Source organism: Acidithiobacillus sp. TH-A35 (assembly GCF_057473505.1).
Genome location: NZ_JBYCKR010000018.1, coordinates 1 through 13,318, shown reverse-complemented (window position 1 = coordinate 13,318; position 13,318 = coordinate 1). Strand labels below are relative to the sequence as shown.

At 58.8% G+C, this 13,318-nt stretch carries 17 protein-coding genes; 6 read left to right on the top strand and 11 right to left on the bottom strand.

From position 1 onward, the window contains the following. A partial coding sequence (locus tag AC2VNK_RS00940) for a glycosyltransferase (RefSeq protein ID WP_486882476.1) occupies positions 1-757 on the top strand: 757 nt, incomplete at its 5' end. An 85-nt stretch (positions 758-842) separates the two neighbouring features. Here the strand turns inward: AC2VNK_RS00940 and AC2VNK_RS00935 are convergent. The 5 genes from AC2VNK_RS00935 to trmB all read right to left on the bottom strand — a co-directional run bounded on the left by AC2VNK_RS00935 (position 843) and on the right by trmB (position 4,959). Next, entirely contained in the window at positions 843-1,970 is a 1,128-nt protein-coding gene (locus tag AC2VNK_RS00935; RefSeq protein WP_486882475.1) for an NAD(P)/FAD-dependent oxidoreductase, read from the bottom strand. A 127-nt stretch (positions 1,971-2,097) separates the two neighbouring features. Beyond that, a complete protein-coding gene (locus AC2VNK_RS00930; protein WP_486882474.1) occupies positions 2,098-2,721 on the bottom strand; it encodes a hypothetical protein in 624 nt (207 codons plus the stop codon). Positions 2,722-2,735: 14 nt separating this feature from the next. Then, entirely contained in the window at positions 2,736-3,425 is a 690-nt protein-coding gene (gene sdo / locus AC2VNK_RS00925; protein WP_291520782.1) for a sulfur dioxygenase subunit alpha Sdo, read from the bottom strand. 143 nt (positions 3,426-3,568) lie between these two features. Continuing rightward, complete coding sequence (locus AC2VNK_RS00920; protein WP_291520781.1) at positions 3,569-4,270, bottom strand: Crp/Fnr family transcriptional regulator; 702 nt, start codon at positions 4,268-4,270, stop codon at positions 3,569-3,571. Then, positions 4,267-4,959: a tRNA (guanosine(46)-N7)-methyltransferase TrmB gene (gene trmB, locus AC2VNK_RS00915; RefSeq protein WP_486882473.1), complete on the bottom strand. Its 693-nt coding sequence runs from the start codon at positions 4,957-4,959 to the stop codon at positions 4,267-4,269. Before trmB ends, AC2VNK_RS00920 begins: the two co-directional genes overlap by 4 nt. Positions 4,960-5,000: 41 nt before the next feature. Between trmB and purE the strand changes: the two genes are divergently transcribed. Further along, complete coding sequence (purE, locus tag AC2VNK_RS00910; protein ID WP_291520779.1) at positions 5,001-5,498, top strand: 5-(carboxyamino)imidazole ribonucleotide mutase; 498 nt, start codon at positions 5,001-5,003, stop codon at positions 5,496-5,498. After that, positions 5,495-6,628, top strand: a complete 1,134-nt coding sequence (locus AC2VNK_RS00905; RefSeq protein WP_291520778.1) for a 5-(carboxyamino)imidazole ribonucleotide synthase — start codon at positions 5,495-5,497, stop codon at positions 6,626-6,628. The genes purE and AC2VNK_RS00905 overlap by 4 nt, the downstream gene beginning before the upstream one ends. A gap of 36 nt (positions 6,629-6,664) precedes the next feature. Here the strand turns inward: AC2VNK_RS00905 and AC2VNK_RS00900 are convergent, their stop codons facing one another. From AC2VNK_RS00900 to smpB, 4 genes are all read right to left on the bottom strand, one after another. Further along, positions 6,665-7,177 (bottom strand): disulfide bond formation protein B, encoded by a 513-nt coding sequence (locus tag AC2VNK_RS00900; protein WP_291520777.1) that lies wholly within the window; start codon positions 7,175-7,177, stop codon positions 6,665-6,667. After that, complete coding sequence (locus AC2VNK_RS00895; protein ID WP_486882472.1) at positions 7,174-7,713, bottom strand: thiol:disulfide interchange protein; 540 nt, start codon at positions 7,711-7,713, stop codon at positions 7,174-7,176. The genes AC2VNK_RS00900 and AC2VNK_RS00895 overlap by 4 nt, the downstream gene beginning before the upstream one ends. 68 nt (positions 7,714-7,781) lie before the next feature. Further along, the gene (locus AC2VNK_RS00890; RefSeq protein ID WP_486882471.1) at positions 7,782-9,452 is read right to left on the bottom strand and encodes an ArnT family glycosyltransferase; all 1,671 of its coding nucleotides are present in this window, start codon (positions 9,450-9,452) and stop codon (positions 7,782-7,784) included. Beyond that, positions 9,445-9,906: an SsrA-binding protein SmpB gene (gene smpB / locus AC2VNK_RS00885; protein ID WP_291520774.1), complete on the bottom strand. Its 462-nt coding sequence runs from the start codon at positions 9,904-9,906 to the stop codon at positions 9,445-9,447. Before smpB ends, AC2VNK_RS00890 begins: the two co-directional genes overlap by 8 nt. A 126-nt stretch (positions 9,907-10,032) precedes the next feature. Between smpB and AC2VNK_RS00880 the strand changes: the two genes are divergently transcribed. Together AC2VNK_RS00880 and AC2VNK_RS00875 are read left to right on the top strand one after the other, a co-directional pair. Next, positions 10,033-11,205 (top strand): phospholipase D-like domain-containing protein, encoded by a 1,173-nt coding sequence (locus AC2VNK_RS00880; protein ID WP_486882470.1) that lies wholly within the window; start codon positions 10,033-10,035, stop codon positions 11,203-11,205. A 9-nt stretch (positions 11,206-11,214) separates the two neighbouring features. After that, the gene (locus AC2VNK_RS00875) at positions 11,215-11,694 is read left to right on the top strand and encodes a type II toxin-antitoxin system RatA family toxin (RefSeq protein WP_486882469.1); all 480 of its coding nucleotides are present in this window, start codon (positions 11,215-11,217) and stop codon (positions 11,692-11,694) included. A gap of 5 nt (positions 11,695-11,699) precedes the next feature. Here AC2VNK_RS00875 and AC2VNK_RS00870 read toward each other — a convergent pair whose 3' ends face one another. After that, positions 11,700-12,047: an outer membrane protein assembly factor BamE gene (locus AC2VNK_RS00870; protein WP_291520770.1), complete on the bottom strand. Its 348-nt coding sequence runs from the start codon at positions 12,045-12,047 to the stop codon at positions 11,700-11,702. A gap of 66 nt (positions 12,048-12,113) precedes the next feature. On the opposite strand from AC2VNK_RS00870, the gene fur reads away from it, so the two are divergent. Next, complete coding sequence (gene fur, locus AC2VNK_RS00865; protein WP_291520768.1) at positions 12,114-12,590, top strand: ferric iron uptake transcriptional regulator; 477 nt, start codon at positions 12,114-12,116, stop codon at positions 12,588-12,590. On the opposite strand, the gene proB is transcribed toward fur, so the two are convergent. After that, the coding region (proB, locus tag AC2VNK_RS00860) for a glutamate 5-kinase (RefSeq protein WP_486882468.1) at positions 12,587-13,318 on the bottom strand (732 nt) is incomplete at its 5' end. The two genes, fur and proB, sit on opposite strands and share 4 nt — an antisense overlap.

The following is a 13,318-nucleotide window of genomic DNA, read 5'->3' as shown; positions in this document are numbered from 1 at the left end:
CTGGTTCACCGACGGTGATATTGTGCATGGGCCGGATGTCCTGCAGCGCCTCGTCACCCCGATAGAGGATCGGGATCAGTCACTGGTCTCTCTGATGGTAATGCTCTCCTGTCGCAGTTTTTGGGAGCGTCTTCTGATTCCGCCCTTCGTTTTCTTCTTCCAGATTCTGTATCCCTTCCCCTGGGTCAATAACCCGCGCCGGGCGCTGGCTGGCGCGGCAGGGGGGTGTATGCTGCTGCGTCGGGAGACCCTCGAAAAGGCGGGCGGGTTTGCTGCCATGCGCGGGGCACGCATAGATGACTGCACGTTAGCGGCTTTACTGAAGCCCCATGGAGCGATCTGGCTGGGTTTGGGAACCGAGAGCCATAGTCTGCGGGATTATCAGCGGCTTGGCGAAATATGGCGGATGGTAGCTCGCTCCGCTTACGTGCAACTGCGGTTCAGCCCTTGGCGCCTGCTCGGGGCAACGTTAGGGATGATTTTTCTCTATGCCTGGCCGGCAGGGGGACTGCTGTTTGGCCTTTGGACGGAAAATATCTGGCTGGTGCTGCCCGCGCTGTCGGCCTGCCTGCTGATGCTTACGGCCTATCTGCCCACTTTGCGTCTTTACACGCTGAACCCGTTCTGGGCGTTCAGCCTGCCGGTTGCGGCCCTGCTTTATATGCTCATGACGCTGGATTCTGCCCTCCGTCATTATGGTGGCCGGGGCGGCGCATGGAAGGGACGGCATTACGGTACGCCTGGAGAGGAACAGTGAGCGCACAGCGTATCCTCGTTTGAGGAACAGGGTTGATCACCCCTGTGCGCCGACCTTGTGGCCGCGATCCTGAGCTTGGACACGATCAGCGATAATGCAGCAGATAGCGCCATTCAAAGGCGACCTTGGCCGCATGCCAGAGCGGATTGGCTAAGACGCTGGCCTGTTTCGGGCTGCGATAAACCATGATACCGCTGTCCAGGGCATCGACGATGCAGACCAGTTCGCTGCGGAAAGTCTTGTCTGCGGCCTTCCCTTGCAGGTGCAGGAGCAGATTATGCACGGCGGTCTCGGCCTGCAGGTCCGCCGTATGGCCCTGCTTGGGTAGCCAGTCCGGGCTTCCCGCGTAGGAACCCCCATCACCGATGATGAAGACACCTGGATGGCCTGGAGCGGCGCAGTGCAGATCAGACTGAAAAAAGCCGCCGGCAGAGAGGGGCATGCCGCTGTCGGCTGCCCAGTCCGGGCCGGTCATGCCGGGCATGAAGAGAATCAGATCAGCAGGAATGTCCCCGCCCTCAGTCATCACCTTGTCGGCCGCGAAGCCGCTGATTTTATGGCCGAGATGGGCGCGAATGCCACGTCGCTCCATCTCCGCGAGCAATCCCTCAACCGCCTTGGGACCCAGGCGGTTGCCCGGCTCCTTCATCGGGTTAAAAAACACCAGTTCGATCTGCTCACGTTTGCCGATGCGTCGCAGATGGGTGTCGATCCCGAAAAGCAGTTCAAACACCGGGCCACCGCGCACGGCGGTGGGTTCCAGAGGATTTCCCGCAAAGCCGAAGGCAATAGTGCCTTTGTTCATCAGGGCCAGGCGATCGCGGATATTTTCAGCCGCATCAATGCCGTCACAGATGGCGAAACTGTACTCGATACCCGGCAGTTTGCGGAGCCCCCGCCCACCGCTGGCGATGATGAGTGCGTCATTCCGGACTTCGCCCTGATCAGTGATGACCGTACGGCCGCCGTCGCGCAGGCCGGTGACGCGGCCTCGATGGAGTTGCACCCGCCGACGCCGAAAGAAATTGTCCAGCGGAATCCGCAGGTTTTCGCCCTGCCGCAGCCCTGTGGGAATCCAAATCAAGCTGGGGTAGTAAATAAACTCAGCCTTGGGTGCGATAACGGTGATTTCCGCATCAGGCATCTGGCGGCGCAGATGGCGGACGGCTGTCAGACCACCGAATCCCGCACCGATAATGGTCACTTGGGTCATGTGCTATTCCTCAGAGTCGAAAAGCCTGGAAGGAGGCCGCGGCCCGACCTCACCTTCTCAGTATATCTCAGCAGCGTACTAAAGCGCCCGGTAACCCGAGCACCCATTATGCCGTAGAATAGATCGCTCAGGCACCCAGAACGCGCTGATAATTGTCCGGCAGGGGGCTGGACTCCTGCGCCTGGGCAAAGCCGCGCCGCACAAAGAGGCTAACGACGGCGCCGTGGGCCTGGATGAGGGTCGCTGCATTAGGATCATCACTGGTCTCTTCCACGAGGACACCAGTGGGTACCAGGGTCACTACCATCCGCACTTTTTCCCGTTGCGCGAAAATTTCCGGAAAGGCCGGATCCCAGAAGCGCAATCCAAAGTTTTCTTCCAGCCGGTGGTGCATGGCGGGAACATGGTCATGCAGCAGGCGGACAATCTCCGGGTTGGCGGAAGTGGTCAGCGAACGTATGCCATCGGGAATCTGGGTCAATTCACGTTGAATCTGGTCGTGATGGCGAAGCAGGGCATGAAATACCTCCTGATCGTGCTGATGACGGACTCTTTTATCCGTATTTCCGCTGCCCGCCAGCACCCGCTCTTCCATGGCCTCCTCGTCGGCCAGACTCATGCCCGCAGGACGCATACTCGGCGCATTTCCGAAGCGGATGCCACCCTGACCGCGTTCCTGACCTCCTCCACCACCACTACCACCACGTCTCATGCCTGTCGACACCCCTTGCAAGGAATTTTGTTTGCTCATCTTTAAAGTACTCCTCATACACTGAGCACTCCACAGCGCTGGTTGGCGGGCACCGCGACATGGATTTTCTCCGGTTCTGACAATTTAAGTTCCGCCATGATGGCGATGAACTCCTCCCGGCTTTTACCCACCAAGCGCCTGTTCATACGCTTTTCTTCGCCGATACAACTGACGTGGCGACCTGTGTAGTCGTGGCCCGGATAGACCAGAGTCTCGTCGGGCAGTGTGAAGATCTTCCCGGTGATGCTGTCATAGAGCGTCCCCGCATCGCCACCCTGGAAATCCGTGCGGCCACAGCCCCCGATCAATAGCGCGTCGCCCGTGAAAACCCGGTCGCGCCAACGGTAGCTAATGCAGCCCGGGGTGTGGCCAGGCGTGGTAATGACCCGAATGACGTCATCACCTAGTACGATAAAATCATCATCATCCACCAGTACGTCTGCACAGGGCGCGGCGGTCCCGCGGCTGATCACGACCTGCGCACCAGTGCGCGCACGCAGTGCGCTGGCGCCGGTAACGTGATCGGCATGGACATGGGTATCGAGCACATACGCAAGCCGCATGGACTCCCGATCGAGTGCGCGCAGTACCTCATCGACGGTTTCCAGCACAGGGTCAATAACCACCGCCTCGTGCCAGGTCGGGTCGCCCAAAATGTAGGTGTAGGTGCTGGTTTCGGTTTCAAGAAGCTGTCTGAAAAGCATGATATCACCCCTTGTCGGCAATGGTGTTGGAGCACCATCCTGTGTTCTGAGGCGCCCATATCCCCACCATAAGGCGTAGAAAGAGTGTCTGCATTGACAATTATCAAAGTTGATCAATTTTGTTAACTACTAGGATGCGGGGGTCAGGCGCTGGTGTCGTCACTACAGGCGTGCCGGAGCAGTTTCTGGGGTTCGGGAATCTCAATTTGCCCCTTGTGTTCATGGAGCAGTCCCTGGCGTTTAAAGTCCGCCATAATGCGACTGACGTGCTCTGTAGAAAGTCCGAGGAATTCCCCCAGGTCCCGACGGGTGAGGGGGAAGGGTGCCGCACGTTGTTGCCGATAGGCGATGCACCATTGACAGAGGAAAGTGGCCAGCCGGGCATCAGCCTTTTTTGCGCCCAGTTCGACGATGCGGTCTTCGGCCTCCTGCAGGGCCTGCTGCCAGCGGGCGAAAATTGCCTCACGCATGGCCGGGAGACGCTGGGAAAGTGCATCCAGCGCCCTCAGTTCCAGGCGGCAAAGGTCAGTACCGGTCAGGGCAATGGCACTGTGACGATGCTGGTCACTGCGTAATCCTTCAAAGCCGAAAAGATCGCCGCGGTGAAGCAAGCGGACGATCTGGGCGTGACCATTGGCCAGGCTCTTCACCAGCTTGATGCCGCCCTGACGGAGCGTGTAGGCATACTGCGCCGGGTCGCTTTCGTGATAGATCGTCGTTCCTGCCGTGACATGGATGTCGTGGACGTCCATGCCGAGCTGGCAGATATCCTCGCTGCTCAAGCCGGCAAAAATGCTGTGCTCGCGCATGGCGCACTGCAAGCAGTCGGGTTGTTTAGTGCTCATGGGACGCGTCGATAGCAGAGATCATAAACTTCATGCCCCAATCGTTGTCCGCGGTGCTCAAATCTGGTCAGGATACGGTTGTTGGGGCGGGCGGCGTAACCGTTGTCGGGATTGGTGTTCTGCAGGCCTGGAGTGGCATTGAGAATGGTGAGCATCTGCCCGGCATAATCCGCCCAGTCTGTGGCCAACTGCAGTTCGCCACCGGTCTGCAGCAAGCGGCAAAGCAATGCAGCGAAATCCGGCTGGATCAGGCGGCGTTTTTGCTGTCGTTTTTTTGGCCCGGGATCAGGAAACTGGATGACGATGCACTGCAGCAGGGCTTCGGGCAGCGTCCGTAGCCAGGTGACGACATCATCATGGACAATGCGGACATTGTCGGTCCCGGCCTCCCGCAGTTGTAGCAGCAGGGACCCCACGCCGGGCGTGTGTACCTCCGCACCGATGCAGCCCCAACCGGCCCGTTGCGCAGCGATGGCAGCCAGATGCTCACCGTTACCAAAGCCTATTTCCAGCAATAGCGGCCTTCGGCCATTCCAGGGATCCCGCCAGACGGCATGGGCATCTATCCGCCAAGCCGGTAAATGTTCCGCGACAGCGCGTGTTTGAGCAGCGGTAATACGACCCTGACGCAGCACAAAGCTGCGGATAGGTCGATGGCTGGTCTTGAGGGCTTCTTCCATGACAGGCATTATAACCCGTTTAGTGCTGGGGCCTAGAGAGGAGGGCGGGCATGGAACATCCGGTAGTGGGTGTGGTAATGGGCAGCGAGAGCGACTGGGAAGTGATGCGCGCCGCGGTAGAACAGTTGCAGGCGTTGGCCATTCCCTACGAGCAGCGTGTCGTGTCCGCACATCGCACGCCCGATCTTCTTTTTGAATATGCGGCTAGTGCCGTACAGCGGGGGCTGCGCTGCATCATCGCTGGCGCTGGCGGCGCGGCGCACCTGCCGGGCATGCTGGCGGCCAAGACCATTGTGCCGGTGCTGGGCGTGCCAGTGCCCTCCAGGCATCTGCAAGGCATGGATTCCCTGCTGTCCATCGTGCAGATGCCTAAGGGGGTGCCGGTGGCGACCTTTGCCATTGGCACGGCGGGCGCGGCCAATGCCGGTCTGTTTGCCGCCGCCATGCTGGCCGGTGCAGATGCGGCGCTGGCCCGGCGCTTGCGGGATTTCCGGGCGCGGCAGGAGGCGGCGGTGATGGCCATGACATTGCCGGAGGTTGCTCTTTGATTTTGCCTGGCGCCACGCTGGGGATACTGGGTGGCGGACAGCTCGGACAGATGTTCACCTTGGCCGCCAGGCGCATGGGCTATAGCGTCTGGGTGCTAGATCCAGATCCAAATTGCCCGGCCGCGGTGGTGGCGGACCGGCACCTCTGTGCGGCTTATGAGGATACCATCGCCTTACAGGAGATGACGGTTAGTTGCGCGGCGGTTACCACAGAATTTGAGAATGTTCCGCCGAACTCCTTGGAACGCATAGCGCAGGTGATACCCATGCGGCCAGGCGCCAGGGCGGTGGCTATTGCTCAGGACCGTGCGCAGGAAAAGGCCTTCTTCCGTGACCTGGATTTGGCCATTGCGCCATTCGCGCTGCTGCGCAGCACAGCCGATCTGGCTGGTGCAGCGGCTACCGTACCCTTCCCGGCCATTCTCAAGACCGCGCGTTTCGGCTATGACGGGAAGGGGCAGGTGGAGGTTGCTTCCGCAGCGGATCTGCCCGCTGCCTGGGCGGCGCTGGGAGAGGCTGAGGCAGTGCTGGAAGGACGCATCGCCCTGGCACAAGAGATTTCCGTTATCCTGGCACGCGCTGCCGATGGTATGATGGTCTTTTATCCGGTGGCCGAAAATGTTCATCACCGGGGCATTCTCGATCTGAGTATCGTACCCGCCGGTACTGTGGAATCGCTTCAGGATCAGGCGCGGCGCAGTGCGGCGCGTATTGCCGGGGCATTGGATTATGTGGGGGTGCTGGCTGTCGAGTTTTTTGTCGACAGATCTGGACAACTGTTGGTGAATGAGATGGCGCCGCGTCCCCACAACAGCGGACATTTCACCATAGATGCTTGTGTGCATAGCCAGTTTGACCAGCAGGTCAGGGCCATATGCGGCCTGCCTCTCGGGGATACCCGCCTGATCAGTCCGGTGGTGATGATGAATCTGCTGGGCGATCTTTGGGAAAATGGCGATCCAGACTGGGAGGCACTACTGCGCCATCCGCAGCTCAAGCTGTATCTGTACGGTAAGAATGAAGCCCGGCCGCGGCGCAAAATGGGACATGTGAGCGCGCTCGCCCCGGATACCGGCCGGGCCATTGCGGTGCTGGAAACCCTGCGCCGCGACTGGCATTGGCCGAGCTGAATAAAGCAGGACCCTCGTTTTGGCGAGGGCCAGGGTCTAATGGTTGCCTTGACGTCCTGCAAGCCATTGGGCAAGCCAGAGCAGCATGGCACAGGCGAGGAAGAAGACCAGGCTCCAGTGGGTGACAGGCCACCCGGCCAGGGTGCGGACCCCGGCGGCGGCACAGGAACCCTGTCCCGAGAGTGCCGAGGCGGCGTCCTTGCCCAAAGTCCCGAAGCTGCGCCCACCCTGAAAGAGATTCACGGCTGTGCATGTTTCCGGCGTGCGGCTTGCTACCGTGCTGAGATGCCACTGCCACCCGGCAAGTCCTGCGCCTGCCAGTGCATAGGCACTGGCCAGCATCCATAACCCGCGCCGCGTTGCGCCCGTCCAGAAGAATCCCATCACGACGACCACCAGCACAGCGAGATTGGCCAGGCGCTGATACACACAGAGGCTACAGGGCGCATAGTCCCTCGCAAATTGTAACCAGAGTACCAGCGCAAAGGCGCCTATTGCGGCTAGCACCACCAGTACGGCGATCAGTGAAGATAAATGCTTGGCATTCATGATGCGTTGAGTAAATCTCGCCATTGCGCGTTATCGGGTAAGCCAAAAATGTAATGGATTGTTTTGCCGTTACGATAGACCAGAAAGGGTACGCTGACGACAGGTGCTCCCGCCATCTGAAATTCTTTGCCCTGGAGTCGGGATTTATTGAATTGCAGACGATCCTGCATTTTTGCAGTCACCCCGGCACTGGCGGGGTTGATACCGCCTTCGGGGCCCGCCTTGGTCATGGTAAACCCATTCTCCGTTTGTTTAAGTGCCGCCAGCGGATCGGTCGCAGCAAGAATGGCGGCGGCCTTACCCTTGCTACTCTGCGTCAAGAAGCCGACAACGACAAAGCGTACCCGCAACAGTCCCCCATTAATGGGGTTTTGCAGCCAAGTGTATATTTGGTGGCAATAGGGGCAGTTGGGATCAAGAAAATCATAGACGATTGGCCCCTTGCTGCCTCTTTCGCCGTAGTGGGTATGGCTCAGCGCCTGCCAGTAGTCGCGATCATGATCTGCGGCCGCCGTTGCCGCATGAGCTATACCCACGGTTGTGGCCAGGATGGCTCCACAGAATGCCAAAATTCGGGTTAAGGTTTGCGCTGTGCGGACAGTCATCATGATCCCTTTTTCTCCAGATGCGCGGGAGACTGAATGCGTAATAGGGCGATATATTCCCGGCTATAGAGCTCATAACCCGAGTAGAGTTCCTGAACATGCAGCGCCCTGGATAATTGTGTCCGCGCGGCCGGGATATCGTGGGTGGGCAAGGCGAGATAGGCGGTGCCCTGGCCATCGGCAACGATACGCTGGATCTCTCGCAGGCTTTTCAACTGATGCACACGCATGGCACCACGCCCACCATAAAAGAGGAAGCTGGGTTCAAACCATTGCCAAGTGGCAATTGCGTAAGGCTGTGTGCCCTCGCTGGCGCGGATTATGCGGCCCATGGTCACGGAAGGTTTGAGGGCATCCAGGGCGGGCACGGCGAGGAGCATCAGACAAGCGGTGAGGGCCACCGCGCCTGCCCCCAGACTGCTGACGACCGGCAGCAGCAGGCAGCGCCAGGCGAAGAAAAGAGCGAGCAACGCCGCAGCGATATAGGGAAAGCCCAGATAGGCCACATCACCCAGGGGCGGGATTTGCTCCGGTACCAGCCATGTCCCCAGCGCTGCCAGAGTGAGGCCCACCAGCAATAGTGCCACGAGGGATACGATTACACCGCGGCGATTGAGGGGTTTTGTCTCGTTCAAGGCCGTATAAAGGCGCGCTGCGACGAGGACAAAGAGGGCGGGATAGGCCTCCCAGACGTAGTTGGGGAGTTTGGTGGCGCCGAGGCTGAAAAAAGCGACCCAGGTAATCGCCCAGACCAGCATGAATGCATCGGCGGGCGCTTTTTGCAGTAGTGCGGCCCGTCTCTGCCAGAGATCCGCGAAGGTCTGTGGCAGAAAAATCGTCCAGGGCAGCAGCGCCAGTGCGATAGTGAAAAGATAGTAATAGACCGGGCCGCGATGCCCTTGCATGGCGGCGGTGTAGCGATAGACGTTCTGCTGATAAAGGAATGACTGGTCCCAGGCCCAGTGGGTCTCCATGCCTACGGCCAGGTACCAGGGCAAGGTGATGACGAGGAAGAGAGGAATTCCTAAAACCGGTTGTCCTCGGCGCCAGAGGCTTGCCAAGTCGCGGCGCAGCAGCAGAAAGATCACAATGATAAGTCCGGGCAGGAGGAAGCCGATAGGGCCTTTAGCCAGGGTCGCCAACCCCATCGCACCATAGGCGATCAGAACACTGCGGCGCCCTTCCTCCGGGTAGAGATAACCACGCAGATAGGAAATCAGAGCGATCGCAACGAAAAGAATCAGCAGAGGGTCAGGTACAGCGGCCCGGAAGATAATCTGACTATGCAGGGTTGTGGCGGTCAGCAATCCCGCCAGCAAGGCAGTCTGCTCCCCATAGAGGCGACGTAAGGCCAGGGCCAGATAGAGTACCAATAATGCACCCGTAGCTACCGATCCAATGCGCAGGCCCCAACTGTTCATCCCCAGCAGGTGTACCCCGGTCCACATCAGCCAGTAGTTGAGGATAGGCTTGTCGGGACGTAGTGCTTCGTCGAAAGTGGGCACCACCAAATTGTGGTGCACCATCATTTCTTTCAGGGCCTGGGCATTATTGGGCTCATCAATGTCCCAGAGGCTGGCTCCCCCGGTGTGAAAGGCCAAAAGCCAGAAGGCAAAAAGGAAAAGAATCAGCGACTGAAAGAGAAAAGTCCCCCGACGCTGTTCAGGCATCCCGCGCCCCACCCTTCATAATGCGCGCCTTGTCCCGCTGCCACTCCCGTTCTTTGGTCGTGGCGCGCTTGTCGTGCTCCTGTTTGCCTTTCACCAGCGCGATTTCTACCTTGGCGCGGCCCTGTTTCCAGTACATGGCCAGGGGAACGATGGTAAAACCCTTGCGCTCAACGCTGCCGATCATGCGATTGATCTGTTCCCGATGCATCAGCAGCTTGCGGGTGCGTGTTGGATCTGGGTTTATATGGGTGCTGGCGGTGAGGAGCGGGCTGATGTGCGCGCCGAGCAGCCACAACTCTGCGTTTTTGACGACGATGTAGCTGTCTCTGAGATTGAGACGACCCGCGCGCAGCGACTTCACCTCCCAGCCCTGTAAGACCATGCCAGCCTCAAAGCGCTCTTCGATAAAGTATTCGTGTTTCGCCTCGCGATTGAGGGCGATGGTGCTGCTCATCCTGCTACTCCCGTGCCGGTCAGTCGGTATTGTACGGGAAAAGACGGCAGGGCAGAAAGGTGGCATTGACTTTGCCGGTATTCCTGTGGAAGGTGAACAGCGTGTATCACTACGGACCTTGAAAATTTGTCGAACCCGTTGCCAAAACATTTCGCGCCGCATCGCCAAAGGCATTGGGAGCCCATTCCCGAAGCTGTGCTGCTGAGCGAGATGCCGGCTATCATCGAATGGCTGGAGCTGTGCCTGCTTGACGCGCAGGCCGAGATTCTCTTTGAGAACTATATTTTTGCCGAAGGCGATTGGCCTGAGCGTGTCTTGCGTATCCTCTGTGATAAGGCGGTGGCGGGAGTCCAGGTCTATATCACCCTGGATGCCTTGGGCAGCCGCGGTTTCCCGAGTGGCTGGGCGGCGGAGTTGCGTGCCGCTGGTGCTCATTTACACTGGTATCATCACCTGCAACTCAAGGGGTTAGAAAAAAGGCTACGACGCAGCCATCGCCGTGTCGTCGTGGTGGATGGCCAATGGGCCGCAGTCGGCGGTTTTGCGATCGCTGATGACTGGCTCACGGGCGCGCCGGGCACCATGCCCTATCGTGAGATGCTCTTTGCCTGTCGCGGCAATTTAGCAGAACAGGGCCGCCAGATTTTTTTTCGTCACCGCCCGGAGTCGCTTCCGCGATTGGGCACGGCGGCGTTCTTTCAACCCGATACCCTGTGGTGGTGGGGGCACGGCCGGTTTTTAGAGGGCGCACCGCCGGGAAGTCTCGCCGTGCGCCGCCGTCTGCTCGCTGCCATCCATGCCGCACGTCAGAGTATCTGGATTGCCACCCCTTACTTTAATCCAGATCCGATCATCCTGCGTGCCATCTACCGTGCCGTGCAGCGCGGTGTGGATGTCCGGCTCCTGCTGGCTGGCCGGATCACCGACCATCCACTTTTGCGATTCGGAATTCAGGCGTATTATCAAAAGCTGATGCGCAGGGGTGTGCATGTTTACGAATATGAAGGCGCCTTTCTGCATGCGAAATATCTGCTGGTGGATGGTTCCTGGGCGTCTATCGGCTCCGCTAATCTTGATTTTCTGAGTTTGTGGTTTAATCATGAACTCAACTTGGAATTACGCGCTCCGCTTGCCGCGCTTTTGCTGCGCACCTTGTTTTTACGCGAGTTCGCCCAAGCGCGGGAAATCGACCCGGAGCCTTGGCGCAGGCGCCCCCGTTGGCGACGAATCATCGAATGGTTTTGGGCACAACTAGATCGTTGGGTGCAGGCGCATGCACTGGGTCAGCGCCGTTATTGAGAGGGTTTCATGCATCATATTTGCAAAACCGCCGTGCTGCCTTACAGCGCTGCGCAAATTTTTGCCCTGATAGAGGATATTCGTGCCTATCCGCAATTTTTACCCTGGTGTGGACGGACCAGGATTATCCAGTCGAAAGATGAAGAAGTGGTCGCCGAGATTACCATCTCCCACGGCGCTTTCGGCAAATCCTTCACCACGAAAAATCGTTATCAGCGGCCCAAGCTGGCAGAGATGCGACTGGTGAATGGTCCCTTCCGTTTTCTGGAAGGGCTCTGGCAGTTAGAGGCGGACGCCAGAGGCACCAGAGTAACGCTGGACATGCGCTTCGAGTTTGCTTCCCGATTGATGGGCGCCTTTCTGGAGCCGATATTCAAGCATGCGGCGGAAACGATGGTGCAACGCTTTGCTCAGCGCGCGCGGGCTGTTTATGGTCAGCCGGGCGCGTTAGAAATGCAGAAGCCGGACAGTGAAGCGCCATCCCGCTAGGAGGCTTAAGAGGTGGTGGTCGCTGTCGGTGAGGCGGCGCTCTGTACATTTCCCTGTACGCTGACCAGTTTCTCATCCTTATCAAAAAGCACCAGAACCTTGCGGACTTCTGTGTTGCCATAGGCAGGCTTGAAGCTGTAGGCGTAAACCCACTGATGTGGATGCCAGGGATCCTGCAGGAGTGGTGAGCCGAGAATGGCACGTACCTGCAGTTCATCCATACCAGGGTGCAGTTCGGCCAGTTCTTTGGCGGTGATGACGTTGCCTTGCTGTACATCGACGCGATAAATGCTACAGGCGCCGAGCAACAGGGCACAGAAAGTAAGCAGGGTAATTAGGCGGAAGCTTCTCATAGTCCTTGTCTTAGGCGTCAGGTACAACTATCCTAAACCATTACGTATGGCCATTGCTACGAGCGAATGAACGACGAACGGATAAACAGCGATGAATTGAAACGGGCTGGCCTCAAGGCGACCCTGCCCAGACTGAAGATACTCCGCCTCTTCGAGGACAGCGAAGCCCGCCATCTGACGGCTGAAGAAATTTATCGGCAGTTGCTGGAGGCTGGTGAAGAGGTGGGTCTGGCCACGGTATATCGTGTGCTTACCCAATTTGAAATGGCAGGATTGGTGCGTAGGCATCACTTCGAGGGCGACAAGGCGGTCTTTGAGCTCAACGAAACGGGGCACCACGATCACATGGTCTGCACGGCTTGCGGCAAAGTGTTGGAGTTTTTCGATGAGGCGCTAGAAGAGCGACAGCGGGAAATCGCCGCGAATCAGGGCTTTTTTATCAGCGATCACAGTCTCTATCTCTATGGCACCTGTCGCGGTATGCAGGATGCGGGGATTTGTTCACTGCGGGATGACTTACCCAGGCAGCACAGCACGGATTAGCTGCGTTCGCTGCTGAGTACCAGGTTATCCCTATGGATGATCTCAATCTCATCCACATCGCCGAACAGGGTACTCAGCGCTTTACTGCTCTTACCCAGGCGAAGCAGAACGTCATGCCTGGCGAAGTTCACTAAGCCACGGGCCACTTCTTGGCCTTCCGGATCGACGCAGCAGAGCAGATCGCCACGTTGAAAGTCGCCCTCGGCGGCAGTGATACCGACCGGGAGCAAACTACTGCCCTTTTCCCTGAGCACTCGCGCGGCGCCAGCGTCCAGATGCAGGGTGCCGGTCGGTCGCAATTGCCCCGCCAGCCAGCGCTTGCGGGCCGCCAGTTTGGCGACGCCCGGATGAAAATACGTCCCTACCTCCTCCCCGGCCCAGATGCGTAACAGTACGTTTTCGGCACTGCCAGGGGCGATGAGGGTGGCAGCGCCTGACTGGGCAGCGCGGCCCGCCGCCCGTACCTTAGTGATCATGCCGCCGCTCCCTAGCGCTGTCCCAGCCCCACCCGCCATCCGCAGCAGTTTGGGGTCTCCCGCTTGTACTTCCGTGAGCAGGCGAGCATGGGGATCGTGGCGCGGGTCTCTATCATAAAGTCCCGCCTGATCAGTGAGAATCACCAGCAGGTCGGCCTCCAGCAAATTGGCGACCATGGCTGCCAGCGTATCATTATCGCCAAAGCGGATCTCGGCACTGGCAATCGCGTCGTTTTCATTGATGATGGGAAC